Source organism: Nostoc sp. (assembly GCF_036919595.1).
Taxonomy (GTDB): domain Bacteria; phylum Cyanobacteriota; class Cyanobacteriia; order Cyanobacteriales; family Nostocaceae; genus Nostoc.
Genome location: NZ_JBALCO010000063.1, coordinates 12,292 through 37,531 on the forward strand (window position 1 = coordinate 12,292; position 25,240 = coordinate 37,531).

Consider the following 25,240-nt stretch of genomic DNA (forward strand, 5'->3'; position numbering starts at 1 on the left):
ATCTAAAATCTAAAATTTCTTGCGAGGAAACCAATCATCCAAAATAGTGTAGACTACTGGCACAACAATCAAACTGAGGATAGTTGAAGTTACGAGTCCACCAGCGATCGCTACAGCCATAGGCGATCGCAATTCGGAACCAGCACCAAAACCTAAGGCGATCGGTAGCATCCCTAAAATAGTGGAAGCAGTGGTCATCATAATTGGTCTGAGGCGCACTAGCCCCGTCTTGAGGATCGCCTCGGTGCGGTCTAAGCCAGCACTGCGTAACTGGTTGATGTAATCCACAAGCAAGATAGCATTTTTATTTGCCAGCCCCAGTAAAAAGACAAAACCGATTAGTGAGATCATCCCAAAGTCGCTCTTGGTGATCAGTAGTGCCAACATTGCCCCCACCAGTGCCAAGGGCAAAGAGACACCAATTACCAGAGGGTCTATCCAGCTTTTGAACAACAAAATTAGTACTACAACAATACACAGGGCAGATAAAGCTAAAGTACTGCCGAAACTGCTAAAAACCTCACCTTGACTAGCAGAATCTCCTCCTAAATTTAAGGAAACATTATAAGGTAACACCGCCTTAGCTTCAGCTACTACTTTGTCAGTAGCATCACCTAAGGATAGATTCTTGCCAAGATTAGCACTGACATAGGCCACCCGCTGATTATTCAGACGCTCGATTTGAGAAACTGTGCCCTGTGGATTCGTTTCACCTGTAACTGTGACATCGGCAAATCCCGGTATTCTCTGAATTCTCTCTTTAATTGCCTTGACTGCTTTGCTCAAAGCTTGGAGATTATCACCTCGTAATGCTATTTGTAGAGGTTTTTGACCGCCAGAATCAACAAATTGAATATCTTCCACACTGGCAGTTACCCCAGAAATGACAGGTAAGGAGGAGCGGAATTGGTCTTGTAGTTCAGCAGTTGTGATTGTGCGATCGCCCTTTAACTTTATATATAGTATGCCTTTATTCGGCTCACCCTCGCGAGAACCAACAGTAGTAAATACCGTTTCTACTGCCGGTGATTTTCTGACTACATCTTCTAGTTTTTTAGCAACCTCAAGAGAATCGTTTAAAGGGTTAGGAATTGGGAACTGCGGACTGGGTGTCCCCTGCTCCCCTGCCCCTCCGGGGATACTCGGCAAAGGAGCCGTATAAGCAATATTGAATTCGCCGCGATCGAGTTTAGGAATAAAGCCTTTGGGAATTAGTGGAATTAGTACTATACCTGCAATGAAGCTGAGGACAGCTAATCCGATAACTATCTTGCGGTGATTCAAAGACCAACTCAGCAAGTTTCTGTAAGATTGAGTAAACGCCACCCAGATTTTTGCTTCCTGACGTGGGGAAAGCGAGGATTTAGGTTTCAGCCAGTAGATAGCCAGAACTGGAGATAAAGTCCGAGCAACTAACATAGAAGCAAGCATCGCCGCTGATACAGTGATGCCAAAAGGTTTGAAGAATTGACCGATTACGCCACCCATCAAACCTATAGGTAAAAAAACTGCTACTGCTGTCAAGGTGGCGGCGGTGACTGTTAATCCAATCTCATTTGTAGCTAAAAGTGCTGCTTGGCGAGGAGTTTCCCCATCTTCAACGTGTCGCATGATGTTTTCCACATCCACGATCGCATCATCAACAATACTACCGATCACCAAAGCTAAAGCTAACAGCGTAATCGTTTCTAAGTTGAAACCAAAAATTGCCATGACAATAAACGTCGCCAAAATAGACGTAGGAATTGCCAAGGCAGAAATCAGCGTGGCTCGCCAATTCCACAAAAAAGGAAAAATTACCACGATGGACAACAAGACTGCTTCCAGCAAAGCATCGATTGTTGACTGGGTGGCTTGGCGGATATATTCTGCTTGAGTAGCAGCTAAAGTGAGTTTGACATCATTAAGGCTAGATCGCAGCCTTTGGACTTCTTTCTCAACCTGACTCACTACTTCCAAGGTGTTAGCATTGCCACGTTTGATCACCTGAAATGCCAGTGCATCTTGTCCGTTAAACCTGACTAATGTCGCCCCTGCTTGGGGGGGAGCCGCGGCACTTGCATTCGCTGGAGTTAGGGGAGTTGCAGTAGCAGCGCCCAGTAGTGAGACTTTCAGGACTCCTGGTAGTTTAGCGATCGCACTTACAATCTCGTCTTTCGCCAACTTTGTCAAATCTGTGAGATTCCTTGAGGGACTCTCAATGGCATAGCTAATGGCGGCTGACTCATTTAGATTCAAGGGAATAATTTTGGCAGTTGCTCCCTGAGGCAAAGTCAACTGTTTAAGGGCAGTTTCAACCTTTTTGGTCGATGTTTCTAAATTCGTACCGACGGCAAAAGAAAGGCTAACAGCAGTTTGACTAGGATAAGTGGATGAGCGGATATTCTCCAGTCCTTTTAGGGACAAGAGGCGTTCTTCCAAGGGTTTGGTGAGCTTCGCCTCTGTATCCACGGCAGTTGTCAGGGGAGCTGTAGCATTCACAACCACCACTGGAAAGGTAATATCTGGAAACAAAGCATACTTGAGAGAACTGAAAGCCAGAACACCAGCTACCGTTACGGCAATCCAAAAACTCACCGTCAGCCACGAAAATTGAATCGCTAATTTGGAAATATTGAAGAGTTCTCGTACGGATTTTGAGCGATCAAGCTTTACCATCTTGGAAAATTATCGTGTGGGTGACACAATTATTTAGTCATGCTACAGTAATCACCTTCGGTTTGCGAGTTTTGGTCTCCACGAGACGGCAATATTACTTATTGTCACTCAGATATGGCAAAATTTTTAATCCAGAATGGAACTTTAGAAATGAAACTTGGTTCTATTGAGCATAAGGAATTATTCTCAAAACTTACGCAAAAATTGCCAAAAAGCTTAATAATATCGAACCGCCAACTCTTGGAGAGGCAACTCTACCAGAGGCTCCGCCAACGCCAACGCGCAGCGTCTCCAAGAGTTGACGCCAAGAACGCCTTCAAGTTCCCCAAAATATTCAGCCAGTCTTTACGCGCTTTGGCATTAAAGAGTGTCTGGATACCTTCTTTGCCTATAGACTATTTGCGATCGCCCTGAAGCTGATGTTTTTCCATCAATCTTCACTATCTTTAAGCCGATGATATCCGAAGCCCCACACCCAATTTTTTTATTTGTCAACTACTTTATTGCCTAGATTTGCCAGTGTTGCTCTTTGCACCCTTGAGTTAATATCCAGACGCAAACTTCAAAATATTAAGAGGGCTAGTGCCTAATTTTTTGCCTATCGACACAATTTTGGTGGCTCAGGGAGCAGAATATAAAGCTGTGTGTCGCGGATTAAGCGGCATTACTGGCTCGATCCCAACTATCATAGCCATACCTATTGGGATGAAGCCTTTACTCAAATATCTGCAACAATCCCAAGGAAATAGACAATTTCTGGCTCCCAAATCCAGGGTGCTGATTATGGGTCTATGTGGCAGCTTGAGCGATCGCTATACAGTTGGTGATATTGTCCTCTATCAAGATTGTGTTTACTCTGGGAAGCGGCAAGAATGCGATCGCACTTTCACAGCACAATTGCATTCTTACTTATCAGAAAAAGTATCATTAGTCAAGTCACTGACAAGCGAGCATGTGATTTGGTCTGCTGCCGAAAAACGCCATTTGGGTGAGACTTTGGCGGCTGATGTTGTTGATATGGAAGGATTTACCGCCCTAGAGTTTTTCAATGCGGCTGGGGTGGACGTGGCAATGCTGCGAGTAGTCAGCGACGATTGTCAGCACAATATCCCCGATCTCACATCAGCAATTAACTCTGATGGTTCCCTAAACCCTTTTCCTTTAGCGATGGGAATGCTTCGACAACCCCTTACTGCTACTCGGCTGATTCGAGGTTCATTAAAATCATTAAAGGTGTTAGAGCAAGTTACAAATCGGCTCTTTTCTAGCTAGAGCCTGAAATAATCTAAAAATAATCTCCTGTATTTATACGCAAAATAGTTAAAATTTTAGCAGCGATCGCCTACAAATTGTAACTTCAAATGGCGATCGCTCCCTCTTCTTTCTTCCTTGGCGCTCTTGGCGTCCTTCGCGGTTCGATTCTCATGCTAATTGACAACGTGCAATTAACCCCTGATATCCAAAATACATTGAAAAATAGAGCGATCGCATAGCCATTTTGAGTACAAAACTCGAAATTTGAGGTTCAGAAGCTCAAGTGGCGATGTCTACGATGGGCTATGACGCTCGTTGCGCGTTAGCCTCTCCCCTTCTCTCAAAGGGAGAGGCTAACGCCAAAGGAGAAGACTCGAAGAGAGCAACTCTTGGAGACGCTCTTGCGAACGCTATCGGCGTCGCAGTATTTTTGTTCTCTGATATCATGAGTTTAATAGGCGGTTATAAACCGCATTTACACAGGTAAAACCCACGGAGGCAGATTTGAATACCTTAAATTTTTAGTTATTCCGCGCAGGCGGACGAGAGTTTGTGTAGCTGTGAATCCCATTATCCTGACGACTTCTTTTTTTCCCTTGTCGGGCTTACCATTAGAGACACTAAAGTTTTAACTAAACCTGTAATCACCACAATCACACAGACAATTCCCCCAATCAATAATGAAGTTAAAATTGCCGCTGCGAAGATGATTTCAGTAGAACTGTATACATCTTGCATTTAAGTAGATGGATTCTCTACCGATATTGGTGAAGTGGAGATTAATTGCGAAGTTTAGGTGGTTTGATTGGAGTTGACTGGAGTTGTTAAGGCAGTTTTCACGGCTGGAACCTCTTCAAAATTCTTTCTATGGAAATGGTATTTCAGCCAGAAGAGGAGATTCCCTCGAAATAAATAGAAATTAAGTAGAATCGAGAAGAAATCTCAGAAGCTGTCTATGCAATGGGTTGATTTTCTAGCCAATGAAGCTGCTACTCATAACTTATCCCTAGAGCAAACGGCAGCTTTTGTAGAGCGTTTGAAGAATGAAAACTTAAATAAGAGTCAAGTGAAACTAGCCACCGAATTAAATATCGGTGTTGGTGTTTTCAAAAAGCTGATGACTAAGGTGTATGACAAGTTTGCCCAGAGTTGTCCTGAGTTAGCGACTTCTAAAAGTCGAGGCAAACTAGAAAAGTTACGGGCTTGCTTGAGAGCAAAATATAATGGCGGGCAAGACTTCGGCGTGAGCGCTACAACTCTTGGAGAGGCTGCGCCAACGGTAACGGCTCCATCGAGCGTACCCCTACGGGGAAGCAAGCTACGCGTAGCGTCTCCAAGAGTTGTCGAGATGCTCAGTATAAGTCAGTCGAACGCTGCCCATACGCCAATTAAGGAAATTCATCAAAATATTCCCCCTGCTGTCCCATTTGAAAAATTTGTGGGACGTAAGGTGGAACTACAAAACTTGCACTCCTCATTACAAACATCTGGGCAAGTTGCCATTGTAGCTGGGATGAGTATGAGTGGTGTGGGGAAAACTGAACTGGCTACCCAATACGCCAAACAACATTTACAGAATTATCAAGGTGGGGTTTGCTGGTTATCAGCACAGGGAATTGATGTCGGAATTCAGATTCTCAGGTTTGCCCAATTAAAATTTAACCTCATTGCACCGGACGACTGGGAATTAGCAGATAAGCTTCGATACTGCTGGGAGAATTGGCAACAAGGTGAAGTGCTGCTGGTATTTGATGATGTCACCAACTACAAAAAACAAGTTCAGCGTTATCTACCCTTGGAATCACCTCGGTTTAAAGTATTGCTGACAATGCGCCTGGGGTTTGACAGAACTTTACTGCAATTACGTCTGGATGTTCTCAAACCATTGGCGGCGATGAAATTATTAAAGTCGTTAATTGGCAGAGAACGACTTAAAAGTGAGCCTTGGGTTGCAAGAAGAATTTGTAAATTCTTGGGATATTTGCCTTTGACGTTAGAGTTAGTGGGGCGATATCTCGATACAATGCCAGATTTGCCTCTGGAAACACTGCACAAGCGGCTAGAAAAAAACCGACTGGAACACGAAGCAGTAGCCAAGGCTAACCCATTGATGCGTTATGAATACGGCATAGCTGAAGCTTTTGCATTGAGTTGGAAACAATTGGATAAGAATGCACAAAGCTTAGGCTGTTGGCTGAGTTTGTATGCCTTGGCTGATATTCCCTTATCTGTTGAGACGATAGAAGATGACGAAGAACAAGAATTCTGGGAGAAAGCTATAGCCCAGTTGCGGAAACTGGATTTAATCCAATGCCAGGCTAAAGGAATTTATCGTCTACATTCACTGATTCGGCAATTTTTCCAAATGAAGTTGGATGAGTCAAGTGAAGCAGATGAGGTGAAAACTGCTTTTGTCGCGCTGATGGTAGAGGTAGCAAAGCAAATTCCTCAACAGCCTAACCGTGAAGAGATTCTCAACCTAACTTCTGCTATCCCCCACATTGCAGAAATTGCAACCCATCTATCCCAGTATCTCAGTGACGAGGATTTAATTGGGCCTTTCACAGGTTTAGGCTGGTTTTATCAAGGTCAAGGACTTTATCAGCAAGCAGAACTTTGGTACAAACTATGTATTGAGGTAGCTGAAAATCGTCTTGGTTTAGAACATCCTGATGTCGCCACTAGCCTGAACAATCTCGCAGAACTCTACGGTTTTACAGGATGGTATAGCGAAGCCGAACCTCTGTATCAGCAAGCTTTGTTACTGAGAAAACGCTTATTGGGAGACAACCATCCCGATGTTGCTACTAGCCTGAACAATCTCGCAGGACTCTACAAATTTACAAGACGCTACAGTGAAGCCAAACCTTTGTTTGAGGAAGCTTTGGCACTGAGCAAACGCTTACTGGGAGACAACCATCCCAATGTCGTTACTAGCCTGAACAATCTCGCAGCACTGTATCATTCCATAGGACGCTACAGCGAAGCCGAACCCCTGTATCAGCAAGCTTTGTCACTGAGAAGACGCTTACTGGGAGAAGCACATCCCGATGTTGCGGCTAGCCTGAACAGTCTCGCAGAACTCTACCGTTTTACAGAACGTTACAGCGAAGCCGAACCCTTATATCAGCAAGCTTTAGAATTGAGAAAACGCTTACTGGGAGAAGCACATCCCGATGTCGCCTCTAGCCTGAACAATCTTGCAGAACTCTACCGTTTTACAGAACGCTACAGCGAAGCCGAACCTCTGTATCAGCAAGCTTTAGAATTGAGAAAACGCTTACTGGGAGAAGCACATCCCGATGTCGCCACAAGCCTGAACAATCTCGCATTACTCTACGGTTCTACAGAACGTTACAGTGAAGCCGAACCCCTATATCAGCAAGCTTTAGAATTGAGAAAACGTTTACTGGGAAACAATCATCACCATGTCGCCAATAGCCTGAACAATCTCGCATTACTCTACAAATTTACAGGACGCTACAGAGAAGCTAAACCCTTGTTTGAGGAAGCTTTGACAATTTCTGAACATACTTTAGGTGTAGGTCATCCCAATACAATGACGATAAGAGGAAATTATGCAATCATTTTAAGAGAAACATCTCGCTAACAATTGCCTCCCTTCCCTACGCGATGTCTACGACGGGCTATTTCGCGTCGCACCTTTCTAGCCAAATTACATCATAACCCTTCACTTGTGGAAATCTTTGCCCAACTGCAAGCAATAATTGATGCGATACAACAGTTGTAGTTTAAATTTTAGCAGCGTAGAAGCGCAGTGGCTTGCCGTTAGGCATCATACTCTACATAGCCAATAGTAAAAGTCAATAATACTGCGTAAGCGTAGCCTGTCGTAGACATTGCCTAGCCATTTTGAGTACAAAACTCGAAATTTGAGGTTCAAAGGCTTAATCCTCAGCCTCAAAGGCTCAACTGGCGATGTCTATAGCGGTTCTTATTCAGATGCGGTACAAAATTATATCGCCAAGTGTAAGGGCACGGCAGTGCCGTACCCCTATAGGTATACCTCATGGAAACGAGAACCGCTATAACTGCAAGCCACTGCTTTTAAATGTTCCCATGCAAATCGGATTTTTACCCCAAAGAGAGGACATTTCCAAATGGAGACAAAGTAGAATCAAAAATATATTTAACAAACTATCTATGCAATGGGCTAATTTTCTAGCTAAAGAAGCTGCTATTAATGGTTTATCTCCAGAGCAAACGGCAGCTTTTGCAAAGGATTTTAAGATAGAAAACTTAGGTAAAAGTGAAGCTAAACTTGCCAGCGAATTAAACGTTGATGTTGCTGCTTTCAGAATGTGGATGGGTGAGGTATATGACAAGTTTGCCCAGAATTATCGTGAGTTAGCGACTTTCAACGGTCAGGATAAACTAGAGAAGTTACAAGCTTACCTGAGGGCAAGATATAATAGCGAATTGGATGTCCTTAAACCATTGGCGGCGATAAAATTATTAAAATCGCTAATTGGCAGGGAACGACTGCAACAAGAAGCTTGGATTGCGAGAAGAATTTGTAAATTTTTGAGATATTTGCCCTTAGCGTTAGAGTTAGTGGGGCGATATCTGAATAAAATGCTAGATTTGTCTCTGAAAACAGTGCTAAAGCGGTTAGAGAAGAAACGAGTGGAACATGAATCAGTGGTCAATGCTAACTCATTGATGCATTATGAATACGGTGTAGCTGAAGTTTTTGAATTGAGTTGGGAACAATTGGATGAGAATGCACAAAGCTTTGGCTGTTTGCTAAGTTTGTGTGCCTTAGCTGATATTCCCTTATCTGTTGAGACGATAGGAGATGACAAAAAACAACGACTCAATGAAAAAGCCATAGCCGATTTACTAGAATTGCATTTGTTACAACAGGAAAGTAAAGGAATTTATCGTCTAAATCCCCTGATTCGGCAACTTTTTCAAATGAAGTTGGATAAATCAGGTGAGGCGGATGAAGCAAAAACTAAATTTGCAGTGATGATGCTAGAGGTAGCAAAGCTAATTCCGCAACAGCCTAACCCTGAAGATATTCTCAACCTCACTCCACATATCCCGCACATTATAGAAGCTGCAATCCACCTATCACAGTATCTCAGTGATGAAAATTTAATCACTCTGTTTACCAAATTAGCCTGGTTTTATCAAGGTCAAGGACTTTATCAGCAAGCAGAACTTTGGTTGCAGCAGTGTGTAGAATTGACTAAAAATCGTCTTGGTTTAGAACATACCGATGTCGCCACTAACCTAAACAATCTCGCAGGACTCTACGAATCTACAGGACGTTACAAAGAAGCTGAACCGCTGTATAAACAAGCTTTAGAACTCCAGAAACGCCTGCTAGGAGACAACCATCTTGATGTCGCCACAACCCTGAATAATTTAGCACAACTTTACGATTCTACAGGACGTTACAGGGAAGCCGAACCGCTGTATAAACAAGCTTTAGAACTCCAGAAACGCCTGCTGGGAGAAGAACATCCTCATGTCGCCACTACCTTGAGCTATTTAGCATTACTTTACGAATCTACAGGACGCTATAGCGAAGCCGAACCTTTGTATCAGCAAGCTTTGAAACTGTGGAAATGCCTAGTTGGAGAAGAACATCCCCATGTCGCCACTACCCTGAACAATTTAGCAGCTTTGTACTGTTATACAGGACGCTACAGTAAAGCCGAACCCTTGCTCAAGAAAGCTTTAGAAATGAGAAAACGCCTGCTGGGAGACAACCATCTTGATGTCACCACTAGCCTGAATAATTTAGCGCAACTCTACGAATCTACAGAACGCTACAGCAAAGCCGAACCTTTGTATCAGCAAGCTTTAGAACTGAGTAAACGCCTGCTAGGAGATAACCATCCCGATGTTGCCATTAGCCTGAACAATCTAGCAGCACTCTACCGTCATACAAGACGCTACAAGAAAGCCCAACCCTTATTTGAGCAAGCTTTGAAAATTTGTGAACAAACTTTAGGTGTAAGTCATTCTACTACTATGACGATTCGGGCAAATTATGTAAGCTTTTTAAGAGAAGCATATCACTAGCGATCGCGTAGCAAAAGGAGGCGATCGGATAACCGTTTTGAATTTCAAACTTGAAACTTGAGGTTCAGAAGCTCAACGTCTACCTTCAAAAGCTAATACGCTTGGGTTAAGCCTTAACCCAAGCGTATTGAGATTAACCCATCCCGAAAGTCACTTGCTTGTCAAAAAATGTTTGGATAATGGAAAAATAGAATTATTCTCGCGTTTAAATTCGCAAGTCTCAAACATGCATTAAATAATGCAACGCAAGAATCTTCTCTACAAGAGGCTTTGCCAACAATTTCATTATCCAAAATTTAAACATCATAAATTCGGTGAAAGTTTACTTACATCCTAAAGACTTGCGAGTATCTACACCAGTTTTAGAATTAACACCACTTGCCTTAACACAAAGTTTTTTCACTTGCGTTCCATCTAAAATCGCATTCGTAAAATCAGCACCTGTGATATCCACGCTATCAAAAGTAGAACGCAGCATCATTGCATCGGTCAACACAGCATCACTTAAATCAGCGTCCTTAAACCTTGTTAGATAGGCTATGCCTTCACTAAAATCTGCGTGGTGCAGATTTACTCCTTCCAATAGGGTACCGTTAAACACGCCACCACGTAAGTCAGCATTGCTAAAATTAGCATTCTCTAATTTGAGATTGGTAAACTCAGTGCCAATTAAACTTTGACCAGAGTAATCCTTGCCTTTAACATCATTAGCCACAGAACGGGTAATACTGGAAGAACTTGCAGCTTGCGCCGATAGGGGAAACGAAAAAAGAACCATAGCTAAGACAAAGCTAGCTAACAGTTGCCAATATTTCATAATGTCTTCTTAACAAATCTCAACACTTTCACCATTAACTATTAAACCTCACACAAGGGGACAAGGGGGACAAGGAAAATAACCATGCCCAATGCTCCAGTTCAATACACAATACTGTAAAACCTAGAAAGCATCTCTTAGGATGATAGATGTTGAGGTGCGATCGCATAATAATTATCTGTGGCTAATCAAGAAGAAAACGCCCAATCTCTGGCGCGAACCCCTTTATATCAACTGGGTGTAGAACTCAAAGCACGTCTTACCAGCTTTGGTGGCTGGGAAATGCCTGTGCAATTTAGTGGCATTAGCCGCGAACACGATGCTGTAAGAAATACAGCCGGAATGTTCGATATTTCCCACATGGGCAAATTTACCCTCCAAGGTAAAAACCTGATTTCTCAACTCCAGCCTCTAGTGCCTTCAGACTTGAGTCGTTTACAAGCTGGTCAAGCTCAATACACTGTATTGTTAAATCTCCAAGCGGGAATTATTGACGATATCATTGTTTATTACCAAGGTGAAGACACCAGTGGTATACAGAAGGCATTGATCATCGTCAATGCGGCAACATCCAGTAAAGATAAAGCATGGCTATTGCAACACCTTGACTTGGATAAAGTACAATTCCAAGACCTTTCACCAGAAAAAGCCTTAATCGCTGTGCAAGGGCCAAAAGCGATTAAATATCTTCAATCCTTAGTGCAAGAAGACTTACAACCAATCAAAGCCTTCGGACATTTAGAAGCAACCCTACTAGGGAAACCTGCCTTCTTGGCCCGCACAGGTTACACCGGAGAAGATGGCTTTGAGGTGATGGTAGACCCAGATGTGGGGGTAGAATTGTGGCGAAATCTCCATAATGCTGGTGTTATCCCCTGTGGACTTGGTGCGAGAGACACTTTGCGGGTAGAAGCGGCGATGGCACTTTACGGACAAGATATTGATGAGACCACCACACCCTTAGAAGCAGGTTTGGGATGGCTAGTTCACTTAGATACCAAAGGCGAATTTATTGGTCGGAAAGTTTTGGAACAGCAAAAAGCTACTGGAGTGCATCGCCGATTGGTAGGTTTGCAAACCCAAGGACGCAACATTGCCCGTCACGGTTACCAAGTGTTATCCGCAGGTAAAGTTGTGGGAGAAGTTACCAGTGGCACTCTGTCACTTACACTTGGTTATCCCGTTGCATTAGCTTACGTTCCCACCCAGTTAGCAACTGTCAGTCAGCAGCTAGAAGTCGAAATTCGCGGCAAAGCTTATCCAGCAGTTGTAGTTAAACGTCCCTTTTATCGGTCAAAAAATCGTGTTACCAACTGATAAGTGCCAAGGTTTTTGAGGAATAATGTGTTGTGAGTTACTCAATTTACAGTCAGGTTCATTACCAGATATGGCTTGGATGATTGGGGCAATAATTTATTTGATAAGGGAGAGGAAGTGATATGTCTTTTGAATACCCTCAAGATTTCAGATACCTGGATTCTCATGAATACGTGCGACTAGATGGCGAAATTGCCACCGTTGGCATTACTGAGTTTGCCGTACATGAATTGGGTGATATCGTCTTTTTGGAACTGCCAGAAATTGGCGACGCTCTTACCAGAGGAGAAAACTTTGGCACAATTGAATCTGTGAAAGCCGTTGAAGAACTAAATTCACCCGTCACAGGCACAGTTATAGAACGCAATGAAGCCTTAATTAATTCTCCCGAAGAAGTGTCAGAAGACCCCTACGGGGAAGGGTGGTTTTTGAAAGTGCGTATCAATGACTCTGGTGATGTTGAGGATGCCTTGACAGCGGATGAGTATCGCGCTCTGGTGGAAGGAGAGTAGGAAAGAGGCAAAGGGGCAGAGGGGCAGAGGGAAAGACTTGCAGCAACTTACCCTCTGCTCCCCTACTCCTCTACTCAAGAGTCTCTTCTCACTCCACCGGAAGATAAGTCATGAAATTTAGATAAACTGAAAAGTTATACTTACTTCTAATGAGTATTTATTGCAAAATATTAAATAGTACTATCTGGAGAGTAATTTGTGGTATTAAACGCCCCTATTCTCAAGTCTAATCAGCAGCAAGTGCTGGACGAAAAAAGTCAAAAGTTAAGTAGTTTTGTGCCCAGACACATTGGCCCTAACTCAGATGACATCCAGCAAATGCTTAAGGTTTTGGGATTTTCCAGCCTGGATGCGCTAATCAACCAAACAGTTCCACAGGCAATCCGGCTGAAGCGATCGCTAAAGTTACCAGAACCAGAAAGTGAGTACGCAGCACTGGCATCGTTAAATAAAGTTGCTGCCAAAAATCAGGTTTTCCGCTCATACATCGGTATGGGATATTACGACAGTATTACCCCACCTGTGATTGGGCGCAATATCCTAGAAAATCCCGGTTGGTATACTGCCTACACTCCTTATCAGCCAGAAATTGCCCAAGGGCGACTCCAAGCGCTGCTAAATTTCCAAACGCTGATTATCGACCTCACAGGTTTGGAAATTGCTAATGCTTCGTTACTTGATGAAGCTACAGCAGCAGCTGAAGCGATGAACCTAAGCTATGGTGTCTCCAAAAATCAGGCAAATGCCTATTTTGTTTCTGGTGAGTGCCATCCCCAAACTATCGATGTGTTACAAACACGTGCTCAACCATTGGGGATCAAGATTATTGTCGGGGATCATCAAACCTTTGATTTTGATCAACCAATTTTTGGGGCTGTTTTGCAATATCCTGCAAGTGATGGCACTATTTACGACTACCGCGCTTTTATAGAAAAAGCCCATGCTAAGGGTGCATTGGTGACGGTAGCAGCAGATCCTTTAAGTCTAACTTTGCTCACCCCTCCAGGGGAATTTGGCGCTGATATTGCGGTCGGTAGTACCCAGCGCTTCGGTATTCCGTTGGGGTTTGGGGGACCTCATGCGGCATACTTTGCTACAAAGGAAGAGTATAAGCGGCTGGTTCCTGGGCGAATTGTGGGAGTATCAAAAGATGCCCAAGGGAAGCCTGCATTACGTCTGGCCTTGCAAACCCGCGAACAACATATCCGCCGCGAAAAAGCTACTAGTAATATCTGTACAGCACAGGTACTGCTGGCAGTAATGGCAAGTATGTACGCCGTCTATCATGGGCCTGCTGGACTGAAGCAAATTGCTGAAAATATCCACTCCTTGACGGTGTTACTGGCACAAGGACTGAAGCGTTTGGGTTACAACGTCGTTTCAGAATCTTTCTTTGATACGCTGCGAGTAGAACTGGGAACACACAATTTAGAAGATATTCTGGCAAATAGCGAACAACTTCAAATTAACCTGCGGATTTTTGATGCAACTGCTGTTGGGATCTCGCTGGATGAAACAACTACACCAGAAGACTTAATCGACCTCTGGCAGATTTTCGCTGGTAGAGATGATTTACCTTTTACCTTAGAAGAATTAACTTTTCCCTGTCTTCCCCATCTCTCTCTCTCCCGTACAAGTACATATCTCACCCACCCAGTTTTTAACCGCTATCACTCAGAAACTGAGTTGCTGCGCTATCTGCACAAGCTAGAAGCTAAGGACTTGTCGCTGACAACATCGATGATTCCCTTGGGTTCTTGCACAATGAAGTTGAATGCGACAGCTGAGATGATTCCGGTAAGTTGGGAAGAATTTGGCAAGATTCATCCATTTGCCCCGGCATCGCAAACTCAGGGTTATCAAATTTTATTTAAGCAACTTGAGGCATGGTTAGCTGAAATTACTGGTTTTGCGGGAATTTCTCTGCAACCAAATGCTGGTTCTCAGGGCGAATACGCCGGACTTTTAGTGATTCGCCAATATCACCAAAGCCGTGGAGAAGGACACCGCAACGTCTGTTTGATTCCGACTTCGGCACACGGGACAAATCCAGCGAGTGCGGTAATGTGCGGGATGAAAGTGGTGGCAGTTGCCTGTGACTTACAAGGTAATATTAACGTTGATGACCTGAAGGCTAAGGCAGAAAAATACAGCAATGAACTAGCCGCCTTAATGGTGACATATCCCTCAACTCACGGTGTTTTTGAGGAGCCAATTCAGGAAATCTGCGCTATTGTCCATACCCACGGTGGACAAGTTTACATGGATGGGGCAAATATGAACGCCCAAGTGGGAATTTGTCGTCCTGGAGATATTGGTGCGGATGTCTGCCATTTAAACTTGCACAAAACCTTCTGTATTCCTCATGGTGGCGGTGGGCCTGGTATGGGGCCCATTGGGGTAGCCTCTCATTTGGTGCCATTTTTGCCCGGACACGCTGTTGTGAGGAGTGAGGAAGAAATCTCTAATTCCCAACGTATTGGTGCTGTGGCAGCTGCGCCTTGGGGTAGTGCTAGTATTTTGGTGATTTCTTGGATGTACATCGCCATGATGGGTACAGCTGGTTTAACCCAAGCAACTAAAGTGGCGATTCTCAGCGCTAACTACATCGCCAAGAGACTGGAGTCGTACTATCCAGTTTTGTATCAGGGGAAAAATGATCTAGTTGCCCATGAATGTATTTTAGATTTGCGATCGCTTAAAAAATCAGCTGCGATCGAAATCGATGATGTTGCCAAGCGTCTGATGGATTATGGTTTCCATGCGCCGACTGTCTCCTGGCCTGTAGGGGGTACAATCATGGTGGAACCCACAGAAAGTGAATCTAAACAAGAGTTGGATCGTTTCTGTGATGCGTTGATTTCTATTCGCCAAGAAATCGCTGAGATTGAATTAGGTAGGGTGGATATCCAAGATAATGTTTTGAAGAATGCACCCCACACTGCCGAAAGCCTGATCACCGGAGAATGGCATCATTCCTATTCTCGTGAACAAGCTGCCTACCCTGCGCCTTGGACTCGTGAACATAAGTTTTGGCCGGCTGTCGGTCGCATTGATTCAGCCTTTGGCGATAGGAATTTTGTTTGTTCTTGTCTGCCAATGGATGCTTATTCCTCATAAAGCCATACAGTTTAGTTAAAACTTGCTCCCTCCAACTCTCGTTTTTAGAAAGTTGGGGGATTTTTTTATAGTTCCTTCCTTCTTATCTTTTCAGGCTTATTATTGACTACTGATTAACTCCTCCAATTCTTTTCGTAAAGATAAAGGCTGATACCCCAATCCAAAAGCTTTGGAACTATCCAAAGAAACATCTGCTGGTCTAGGTGCTGCCATTTTCACATCTTGTTGCCGGCAGGGTTTTAGTCCAGTGGTTGGAAGTTGAAATACTTCAACTAATAACCGCCCAAAATCATAGCGAGAAATTCGTTCTTTGCCGCCTAAGTGAATGATGCCGTTAACTTTTTTCAATGCTAATAAAAGTCCTTTAACGGCAGTTGTTCCACTTACTGGTGTGCGAAATTCATCAATAAATAAACTTAGTTCTTTTTCGGCTTGTAAAGTTTGAATAAATGACTGAATAAAGCTTTTAGCTGTGGGTGTTGCTGTGCCAAACATCAACGGCATTCGACACACTGCGGTCATGGGATATCGCTCTAGCATACTTACTTCAGCTATGGCTTTTTGCTCACCATAAAGATTGACAGGACACACGGGGTCTGTTTCTCGATAGGGGGCATTTAAGCCATCAAAAACTAAGTCACTTGAGGTAAAAGCACAAGGTATAGAATTATCCGCACAAAGTCCGGCAATATTACCAGATGCTATGACGTTAATTGCGTGCGATTCTTCGGGATGGTTTTGACAAAAATTTGGTTGCGAATGTGCAGCAGTATGAATAATTGCTGTTGGTTTAATATTACTAAATATGCGCTGCAATTCCTGAAAATCTGTTAAATTCACTTTAAACATTTTGATATCAGGAATATCTAGATAATGGGAAAAATAAGTACCATAAACTTCCCATTCTTGTTTTGCAAGCTGGCAAAGATGCCATCCCAAAAAGCCACTTGCTCCGGTGATTAGCAATTTTTTCATATTTTATTTTTTTAAAAATTAATTTGGTTCAAAAGACCGCTTTGATTGTGCTTTACAAAACAATTACAACAAACTATTGAAGTAATTTATGAAACTGCTTTTCACTACGCAGTTTTTTAAAGTCTGGGTCAGTTTTTGCTAACTTTTTATATTTATCAGGAACAAGCTCGATTGCTTTATCTAAATTCTCAATTGTCAATTCTAGATTACTTTCCAAAGCATAAGAGCAAGCTTTGTTGTAATATGCTTGGTGCAAATCTGGCTTGATAGCGATTGCTTTATCATAAGATGCAATAGCATCTTGGTAACGGTGCAACTTTGTCAGAGCAATGCCTCGGTTAATTAAGGCTTCATATTTGTCGGGTTTGATAGCGATCGCTTTGTCGTAAGATGCAAGAGCATCTTTGTAGCGTTGCAACGATGTTAAGGCTATGCCACGATTATACCAAGCTTCATATTTGTCGGGTTTGATGGCGATCGCTCTATCGTAAGATGCAAGAGCATCTTTGTAGCGTTCCAACGATGTTAAAGCTATGCCACGGTTAATCCAAGCTTCAGGACTGTCAACTTTGATGGCGATCGCTTCATCGTATGCTTTTATTGCATCTTCGTAACGTTGTCCATCTAATAAATGATTGCCTTGATGAAAGAAATCTTCTGCTTTTTGCGTAGCCTTCGCTTCTATCAAAAGTTGGGTTACATTAGTTTCTTGCACAACCTGTGTAGTATTTTCTGTTGATGAGTTTGTCCCACCACTACAGCCAAATGCAAAGAAAATTATTAAGCCAGATGCAACAAAGCAGCGTCGAAAAACCATGCTGTACCTACAAAACTGATAAAGATGATCTTCAAAGTTTTTTTGTGAGTATTATTAAAATACACTAGTTTTTACCCATTAATTTACTTACTTATATATATTTTGAGAAATAATTTTTTTATCAGTGTATAAAAGCTTATAAAAATAAACTGGATGTTAGATTATCATATTAAATACACATAAAGCAATTGCTTAGAGCTTATCTCACTCAAAAAATGATTATTTGTGTTGCAATAATATAGGTAGCGTAGGTGTAGCCCGCACTTCTCTACGAGACGCTCTTACTAGCAAGATCCCCGTAGGGGTACGAGATGGTTCGATTGCGGCTCCATCGAGCGTTCGCGTAGCGTCTCGTTGAGAAGCCGAGATGCTCACCAGCTGCTCAGTGACCATCGTAAACGTTGCACGCGTTTGGTAATTTCCTTTTCAATTAACGAGGGTGCGATCCCTAACTATCTGAAGCTTACACGCTCGTTGCAACCTCCAGTAAGAACTGCCTTCTTCACATTACTCTGCTATCAATGGGTAATGAAAAGTCGCGAGACCATTCATTCCAAGATCCAAAATAATTTCTAACGGAAATTCCTGCTACTTGCAGAGCAATCAGAGTATTTGCCGCCCTAGAACCTTTAAAACAGTAAACGTACACAATAGAATCTTCAGTAATACCTACAGATTGACAAATTTCTAAGATTTCCGTTTTTGAGCGGAACATGGAAATTTCCGATTCAGATGTCATCATCCGATGCCATTCTATCCATACAGCGTTAGGGATTCTACCTTTGCGAGGACAAAAATCAACAGTGTAGGGAGAAGAACTCAGCCCAAGCCATTCGTTGCGATCGCGCACATCTAATTTTATAATTGCTGAATTGTCAATTGCTTGCAACATCTCGGCGGTGGTCACCATCATATCAGCGTTGGGATGCAATCTAAATATGCTGCTTTCACGTTTAGGGACTTCATCGGTAGTAGGTAATCCCGCTGTCTGCCATGCTCTATATCCTCCATGTAAGATAGATACCTGAGCGCAACCCAAATACTTGAGTAAGAAAGCTGCTCGACATGATTGACCATAACCTTTATTTAAAGTATCTTCATAAACAATTAGCTGTTCTGCACCAGATATTCCTACCCTGCTCATAATTTCTGCAAAATACTCTTGTAATTTCTTTAATCCTGCTGGGTAGGAATTCTCTAAAAGATAGGTAAAAAAATCTCTTATATTTATGGATTGAGGAATATGAGAAATACTATAATCTTCTTGACTTCGCGTATCGATAATGACAGTCTGGTAAAAATTTTCTGCTAACAGAGACGTGAGTTCTTGAGGAGAAATGAGGAGTTTTGTATTCACGCTTTCATGCTTCTGTTATCGTACCATTAGACATTATCGCGCTTGGTAGATTTAGATTTTGGAATGCAAATTACAGAAGAATGAATGTTGAATGTTATGAGAGAGCTTTTGTAGCTGTATTATTTTATTAAAACTGACCGAATCAATTCAGTAAAATTAAAGGTTAAAGATTCCCTCACCCCCCAAAAACAGTAATGCTAGTTTCCCGCCTTAAAAAGGGGGTAAATAGAGGGATATTATTTAAAAAGTATTGAGCATTATACCCTAATACCATCCCCGTCTAATTATTTATCAAAAAAACTCACCGTGTCAGCTCTAATGATAAGTGTTAAACCGGAATTAATATAATACTTTCGTGTCTTTGTAATCACAAAATCATATTTTCAGCACAAAGACACAAAAGCATAAAACAGATAGTAGGCTTTAACTTTGCAATGCCTAACTAATCCCAAACACTGACTCAACAGTTGACTTTATCGAATCTCTTGCATCCTTCAAAGTTTGGCTAATAGGATGTTTTGCCTGTAAAAATGCGCGGGCACAATTGCGTCCTGGCATTCCCGAAATCGAACCGCCTGGATGAGTTCCTGCACCAGTCAAAAATAGATTATCAATTGGTGTTTTGTAGTTCGCTATTTCTGGCAAGGGACGGAAAAATATCATCTGATCTAAAGTCATGTCAACATGGTAATAATTCCCTTTGTACGCACCTAATCTTTCTCCTAGTTCGGCTGGACTTTCTACACGACGGGCGATAGTTGCATCCTTGACATTCGGTGCATAGTCTGCCAATTTATCAATCACCCTATCTGCAACTTTGTTTTTCAATTCATCTGTCCAACCAGTACCTTTCAAACCAGTGCCTTCAGCACCCGCAATTTGATAAGGGGCAAAAAACTCAATCCATGCGGTGTGCTTACCTGGTGGTGCTAATGTGGGGTCTAAATAGCTAGGCATCACCAAATACATTGATGGGTCAGCATCAGGAATCTCTCCCAAGGTACATTTGCTATGAGCCTGTTCTACATGAGCCACAGAATCTGCAATCAAGATGGAACCAACGAGATATTCGTCTTTGTGGGCGTGGTATGGAAAGCGCAGTGGTTCGTCTAAAGCCAAATCTATCTTGAGGATGGTTTCGTTATTGTTAACGATGCGGCGTTCCAATCTTTCCCATAAATCTGGATTGGCTCCATCAACTTCGCTTTTATCAGTCATTTGCAAAAATAACCGCTTGGCATCAATATTAGAAATAACCCCATGTTTAGCGCGATATTCTTTACCACCAGCAACCCGCACACCCACAGCTTTTCCATCATCAATTAAAACTTTTTCAACCTGCTGATCTGCGAGAATAACCCCACCTTTACTTGTGACTAAATTCACTAAAGCTTGCACAAGTGCGCCAGTTCCGCCGCGAGGTCTAGCCATTCCAGGATTGTGACGCATTGCCATCATAATTGCACCAATAGCAAGGGTTTTTTGCGATGGTGGCGCACCAAGTTCTGCTGCTAGTCTGGCTAGTGGCGCTTTCAGAAATTCCTCATCAAACCACTCGTTAAGTAAATCCTCAGCGCTGTTCAACATTGTGCGAATAAAGTCCAGCGTTTTGTTTGGGGAACCAATAACAGAAAATAAATCTTTCAGTTTGGTGATATCGTAGTTACCCAGGATTTCTATAACTGATTTCGGCGGTGCATTAAACATGGGAATCATTGCACCTAGCGATCGCTGCCAAAAGTCTACAAATTCGGCGTATTTTTTAGCATCACGTTCACTGTAACGAGCAATTTCTGCACAAGTTTTTTCTACTGACTTATGTGCTAAGAAATACTTGCCATCAGGATGAGGACAAAAAACAACCGGATCACAATCCAAATAATGCAAGCCGTATTTTTCTAGTTCTAATTCTTCAACAACTGGCCCCAAGTGAATAAATTCATGGTCAATAGCACACAAGTTAAATTTAAATCCAGGAGCTTCTTGGGGTAAACATTCTTCAGTTGTTGCTGCACCACCGATAACAGAACGCTTTTCTAGTAGCAGAACGCTATAGCCAGCTTTCAGCAAATAAGCTGCACAAACTAGCCCATTGTGCCCAGCACCGATCAGCACAACATCATACTCTTGCATAGTTATCACTTTTAAATTAAGTAGCTTTTAAAAGCTTACAAAACTTTTCAAAAATTTACATCATTCGCTAGTTACAAAAATTATTCTTAACTAGTGTCAATACTACTAAAGAGATAGTTCAGTTATTGATGAGGGTATTTGCTTCACTTGAGTTTCTACCAAAAGTGTCAAACTACCTTTTTCTACTTTTATATCTTTAATCTTGAACGCCATATCTTCCCATTTCAAAGATGGTAGATTCATCAGTTCTTTGACTTTCTGCATTAATGCTGTAACTAATTCTATTGAAACACCCTCTCCCTCAGTGCAGTTAAAACTTTCCAGCATCGCGGGTTGTGAATTAGTCCGTGGGCGAAGCACCGCAGTGTAGGCTAAAGGGCGAGTATTTCCCTTTTCCTTTAACAGCAATCTTCCTCTACATTCAATTTTGCCTTCACCAGGTAAAAATACTTGAATTTTTTGTGGTTCAAAACTCACAATCTCGCCATCTACATCAAAATCAAAGTTTTGCATCTGGCTGCTAACATAGTCTGATGCCAAAGTGCGGTTCATATCCGCTTCTGTGAGGACAATCCGAGCTATGGCATTTACAGCCTCATTGAATTCTATTTTACCAAAAAGAGCGCTGAAGGGATTGATGTCAATGCTATCTGTTTGCAGTTTTATTTCCTGTATGCGAATGTCTTCTTTAATCACTAATCCTTTACCAGCGAACGAAACTCCATCCGCTTGTCCCTGAACTATTTTGAATAAATCAGTTTCTACATTTATGTCTATTTTTTCTACTTCATCTAACGCTTGGGATACCATCATTTCAGCGCTCTGAGATAGAACTTTTTCTTCCAAGTTATGTTCGTCTTGCATGAGTTAGTATCTCCTAAATATCCTCTTACTACTCACTGTAAAGGCTAAATACTAAGGAGCGAATCTACATTGCGGTATATCTAAGTCAGAGGATTGAGTATCAAGTAAAAAGTCTTGTTTGTTTTTTAACTTTTGCCTTTTTGGTAACAACCATTTTTACACCGCCGCTAGGGACAATGGTAATGCCACGACGGACTGGATGCACTGGACGTTTATCAGTAAGGGTTAGTTGAAAATGCGATAAGATTATGGCTGTTACTAATTTTAATTCATACATAGAAAATGCGCCACCAATGCAACCGCGATAACCGCCACCGAAGGGTAAATATTCATAAGGGGAAAATTTTTGGTTGAGAAATCTTTCTGGGCGGAACTGTTCTGCTTCTGGATAAGTCTCGGTTCGGCGATGGGCTAAATAAATACAAGGAACTAAAACTGTTTCTGATGTAAAATTATGCCCCATAATTTCCACTCTATCTTGTACCATTCGCGGTGTGCAAATTAAAGCAATTGGATGAATTCGCAGTGTTTCTTGACAAACGGCGGTGAGATAAGGTAACTGTGTAATTGCTTCCGAATTTGTGAGATCATCCAAAGTGTTTAGTTCTTGCATTAACTGATGTTCAACCTTTGGGTGAGAGTGAATTAAATGAAATACCCAGGCTAATACGCCAGATGTAGTTTCGTAACCCAACAGCAATAATGAAACTAGTTGATCGCGTAATTCTTTATCTGTCATCTGTTCTCCATTTACGTCACGCGCTGACATCAGCAGGCTGAGAATATCTGTACGCGCTGCATTATTTTGCAAACGTCTTTCATAAATTTCTGCATAAATGAGTTTGTCAATTTCCTCTCGTCTTTTTAGGAAAATTCCCCAAGGACTCCACGCACCTAAATCTTGTTGCAGCAAAGGAAAGAAAAATAAGCTGGAATACCAAGGTTTAGTTACGTCTTCTAACAAAGAACTCAATTTTTCTTTTAATTGTTGGTAACGCGCACCATGACTAATACCAAATACCACCTGTAAGATAATTTCTAAAGTGATATTTGACATTAAGTTGTATATACAAATATCTGTACCTAATGTCCAATTTTGTGTAACTTCTTCAGTTATTTGACAAATGGCTTGCCCATAAGACTTTAAATTATCCCCATGAAAGGCTGGTAGTAATAACTGCCTCTGTTGTTGGTGCGATCGCCCTTCTTGAAATACCAGAGAATTCTCTCCAAACAAAGGTTTAAATACATGTGTTGCTTTCTTAAAATCTAACTTGTGTGCAGGTATAGCAAAACAATCACTAATTGCTTGGGGATGGCTAAAAAATACTATCGGTGGCGACTTTAAACCCATTACCCGCATTGTGAAAATATCACCATACTTGGTAGCATAATTTTCTAAACTTTTTATAGGTTGAGTAATTAATTGCAAAGTTTGTAGCAACGCTGGTGTGCGTATATTCTCAAGTACTTTCATTGTTTATTCGATCCTTTTAGGATTTAGTTAGCTGCAAATAATTCAATGGGCTTGGGTTAAGACTTCACCCTCTCTAACGCTCCTTAAAAAGCAGGGAATTATAGCAAGCCTTTTTAAGAGTTTGGGGGGATGTTCCACAGTCAACTACCACTAAGTAAACCCTATTGGCAAATCATTAACATTAATTTTTACAAGGCTAATAATAATATTTTTTCTGAATCTTTAGAAGCATTTATGGAAAAACTTACTAAAAATATTTTGGTTATATACCCACTTAAATTACGCTTTCTGGTGTAATATACCAGTTTGATAACTCATTTTTTCCAAATGTTGCAATATATTAAATTAAAATACCCCTATAGACCTTCTTAAAAAAAGACTATGGGGGATTATGTAGAAGTATTGAAAATCTATCTAAATATATAGATGGGAGTTTAAAATTTGCTGAATACAACCATCAACCGCCGGAGTATTAAACAGTGGTTGTCTGTAGGATGGGCGACTTCACCTGACGTTGACTCGTGACAACCATCTGGATAGGACGATCTGGTCCTGTCACCAAACCACGGCGTTTAGGTCGCACTTCACCATTGTCAACTAGTTCTAATTCAAGGCTAGAAAGGATTTTGGCAAGTGCTAACTTCATTTCCAACTGGGCAAATGCTAGACCAATACAACGTCTTGCACCACCGCCAAAGGGCAAATATTCATAGGCAGAAAATTGCCGTTCTAAAAAGCGTTCTGGCTTAAACTGCTTAGGTTCTGGGTAAATATCTTCCCTCTGGTGGGTCAGATAAATAGAACCAACTACGACTGTACCCGGTTCTAGTTCGTAACCACCCAACGATAGAGGTGTTCTTACTACTCTAGCAAAGGTAAGCATTGCTACTGGATAAATGCGTAATGTCTCGGAGCAAACAGCGTTGAGATAGGGTAACTTGAAAATGATACTGGGGTCTGGGTCATCGCCCAAGCTATCTAATTCTTGCAGTAGCTTTTGGCGCACTGATGGTAGTTTGTAAATCCAGTATAATGCCCATGCTAAGGCTGTAGCTGTGGTTTCGTGACCGGCAACTAACAGAGTTATCAATTCATCGCGCAACTCTTGATCAGTCATGGGTTGACCTGCTTCATCTCTAGCAGCCATGAGTAAACTAAGAATATCTGTGCGTGATGAATCTGGTTGTTCTCGACGTTCCCGAATTTCCTCGTAGATAAGTTCATCAGCTTCCTGCTGACGGCGCATCTGTTTTCCCCAGAAGTTGATTGGGCCAAAATCCCTTTGCAAAGCGGGGAAATAAAGCAAAGCCACATTTAATTGAGAACTGCCCTTTTCTAAAATATCACCCAAAAATTGCTGTAGTTTTTCGGCGCGAGTCCCTTCATGTAGCCCAAACACAGCTTGCATAATCACCCGCAGGGTAATGGCTTGAGTCGTAGACCGAATATTGAAGGGTTTGCCTATTTGGTATTGGCTGATAACTTTCTGGGTAACATCTGTAATCACCTGGCTATAGTTTCGCATTCTTTCGCCGTGAAAGGGAGGCATTAACAACTGGCGTTGGCGTTGGTGTTCTGCGCCGCTGAGAGTAATTACAGAATGCTTGCCCAGCAAAGATTCAAACAGATCATTCAGATCACCAGGCGCTTCTAGTTCCTTGGTATCATTTGTCAAAATTTGCTGTAACGCTAGGGGGTTGCTGACCATCACCAAAGGAGGAAAATTTTTCCTTAATCTGAGAGTAAAAATATCGCCATAACTTTTGGCACAAGTTTCCATAAATGACATCGGATTAGCAATCCAGCGCACCATCTGTGCAAGGGGTGGGATTTGCGGCCCATTTGGTAATTTCATAAATTTTTTTGCTACTTAATATTTCTC

19 protein-coding genes are annotated in these 25,240 nt (G+C 42.1%); 8 read left to right on the top strand and 11 right to left on the bottom strand.

Features of this window, described 5'->3' with window-relative positions:
• Positions 1–9 precede the first annotated feature (9 nt).
• The gene (locus tag V7K21_RS07825; RefSeq protein ID WP_335173053.1) at positions 10–2,658 is read right to left on the bottom strand and encodes an efflux RND transporter permease subunit; all 2,649 of its coding nucleotides are present in this window, start codon (positions 2,656–2,658) and stop codon (positions 10–12) included.
• 114 nt (positions 2,659–2,772) lie between these two features.
• Between V7K21_RS07825 and V7K21_RS07830 the strand changes: the two genes are divergently transcribed.
• The 3 genes from V7K21_RS07830 to V7K21_RS07840 all read left to right on the top strand — a co-directional run bounded on the left by V7K21_RS07830 (position 2,773) and on the right by V7K21_RS07840 (position 4,151).
• Entirely contained in the window at positions 2,773–3,072 is a 300-nt protein-coding gene (locus V7K21_RS07830) for a hypothetical protein (RefSeq protein ID WP_335173055.1), read from the top strand.
• A 180-nt stretch (positions 3,073–3,252) separates the two neighbouring features.
• Positions 3,253–3,930, top strand: coding sequence for a 5'-methylthioadenosine/S-adenosylhomocysteine nucleosidase family protein (locus tag V7K21_RS07835; protein WP_335173057.1), 678 nt, complete (start codon positions 3,253–3,255; stop codon positions 3,928–3,930).
• An 89-nt stretch (positions 3,931–4,019) separates the two neighbouring features.
• The gene (locus V7K21_RS07840) at positions 4,020–4,151 is read left to right on the top strand and encodes a hypothetical protein (protein WP_335173059.1); all 132 of its coding nucleotides are present in this window, start codon (positions 4,020–4,022) and stop codon (positions 4,149–4,151) included.
• Positions 4,152–4,482: 331 nt separating this feature from the next.
• On the opposite strand, the gene V7K21_RS07845 is transcribed toward V7K21_RS07840, so the two are convergent.
• Positions 4,483–4,650 (bottom strand): hypothetical protein, encoded by a 168-nt coding sequence (locus V7K21_RS07845; RefSeq protein ID WP_335173061.1) that lies wholly within the window; start codon positions 4,648–4,650, stop codon positions 4,483–4,485.
• 217 nt (positions 4,651–4,867) lie between these two features.
• Between V7K21_RS07845 and V7K21_RS07850 the strand changes: the two genes are divergently transcribed.
• Together V7K21_RS07850 and V7K21_RS07855 are read left to right on the top strand one after the other, a co-directional pair.
• Positions 4,868–7,522 carry a tetratricopeptide repeat protein gene (locus V7K21_RS07850; protein ID WP_335173063.1) on the top strand — a complete coding sequence of 885 codons (2,655 nt, stop codon included), beginning with the start codon at positions 4,868–4,870 and terminating at the stop codon, positions 7,520–7,522.
• A gap of 554 nt (positions 7,523–8,076) precedes the next feature.
• On the top strand, positions 8,077–9,969 hold the full coding sequence (locus V7K21_RS07855) for a tetratricopeptide repeat protein (RefSeq protein WP_335173065.1): 1,893 nt from the start codon (positions 8,077–8,079) through the stop codon (positions 9,967–9,969).
• A gap of 322 nt (positions 9,970–10,291) precedes the next feature.
• On the opposite strand, the gene V7K21_RS07860 is transcribed toward V7K21_RS07855, so the two are convergent.
• A complete protein-coding gene (locus V7K21_RS07860; RefSeq protein ID WP_335173067.1) occupies positions 10,292–10,786 on the bottom strand; it encodes a pentapeptide repeat-containing protein in 495 nt (164 codons plus the stop codon).
• A 180-nt stretch (positions 10,787–10,966) separates the two neighbouring features.
• Between V7K21_RS07860 and gcvT the strand changes: the two genes are divergently transcribed.
• The 3 genes from gcvT to gcvP all read left to right on the top strand — a co-directional run bounded on the left by gcvT (position 10,967) and on the right by gcvP (position 15,735).
• On the top strand, positions 10,967–12,103 hold the full coding sequence (gene gcvT / locus V7K21_RS07865; protein WP_335173070.1) for a glycine cleavage system aminomethyltransferase GcvT: 1,137 nt from the start codon (positions 10,967–10,969) through the stop codon (positions 12,101–12,103).
• Between the two features lie 122 nt (positions 12,104–12,225).
• Positions 12,226–12,615, top strand: a complete 390-nt coding sequence (gcvH, locus tag V7K21_RS07870) for a glycine cleavage system protein GcvH (RefSeq protein WP_334795179.1) — start codon at positions 12,226–12,228, stop codon at positions 12,613–12,615.
• Between the two features lie 198 nt (positions 12,616–12,813).
• Positions 12,814–15,735, top strand: coding sequence for an aminomethyl-transferring glycine dehydrogenase (gcvP, locus tag V7K21_RS07875; RefSeq protein ID WP_335173072.1), 2,922 nt, complete (start codon positions 12,814–12,816; stop codon positions 15,733–15,735).
• Between the two features lie 99 nt (positions 15,736–15,834).
• Here gcvP and V7K21_RS07880 read toward each other — a convergent pair whose 3' ends face one another.
• From V7K21_RS07880 to V7K21_RS07915, 8 genes are all read right to left on the bottom strand, one after another.
• Entirely contained in the window at positions 15,835–16,710 is an 876-nt protein-coding gene (locus V7K21_RS07880; protein ID WP_335173074.1) for an SDR family oxidoreductase, read from the bottom strand.
• 73 nt (positions 16,711–16,783) lie between these two features.
• Positions 16,784–17,527, bottom strand: coding sequence for a tetratricopeptide repeat protein (locus V7K21_RS07885; protein ID WP_335173076.1), 744 nt, complete (start codon positions 17,525–17,527; stop codon positions 16,784–16,786).
• Positions 17,528–17,746: 219 nt separating this feature from the next.
• A complete protein-coding gene (locus V7K21_RS07890) occupies positions 17,747–17,920 on the bottom strand; it encodes a hypothetical protein (RefSeq protein ID WP_335173078.1) in 174 nt (57 codons plus the stop codon).
• Positions 17,921–18,029: 109 nt separating this feature from the next.
• Positions 18,030–18,884, bottom strand: coding sequence for a sulfurtransferase (locus V7K21_RS07895; protein WP_335173080.1), 855 nt, complete (start codon positions 18,882–18,884; stop codon positions 18,030–18,032).
• Between the two features lie 438 nt (positions 18,885–19,322).
• The gene (gene crtO, locus V7K21_RS07900) at positions 19,323–21,017 is read right to left on the bottom strand and encodes a beta-carotene ketolase CrtO (RefSeq protein ID WP_335173082.1); all 1,695 of its coding nucleotides are present in this window, start codon (positions 21,015–21,017) and stop codon (positions 19,323–19,325) included.
• 105 nt (positions 21,018–21,122) lie between these two features.
• Entirely contained in the window at positions 21,123–21,881 is a 759-nt protein-coding gene (locus V7K21_RS07905) for an LmeA family phospholipid-binding protein (RefSeq protein ID WP_335173084.1), read from the bottom strand.
• A 100-nt stretch (positions 21,882–21,981) separates the two neighbouring features.
• Complete coding sequence (locus V7K21_RS07910) at positions 21,982–23,358, bottom strand: cytochrome P450 (RefSeq protein ID WP_335173086.1); 1,377 nt, start codon at positions 23,356–23,358, stop codon at positions 21,982–21,984.
• 472 nt (positions 23,359–23,830) lie between these two features.
• Positions 23,831–25,213 (bottom strand): cytochrome P450, encoded by a 1,383-nt coding sequence (locus V7K21_RS07915; protein ID WP_335173088.1) that lies wholly within the window; start codon positions 25,211–25,213, stop codon positions 23,831–23,833.
• Positions 25,214–25,240 lie beyond the last annotated feature (27 nt).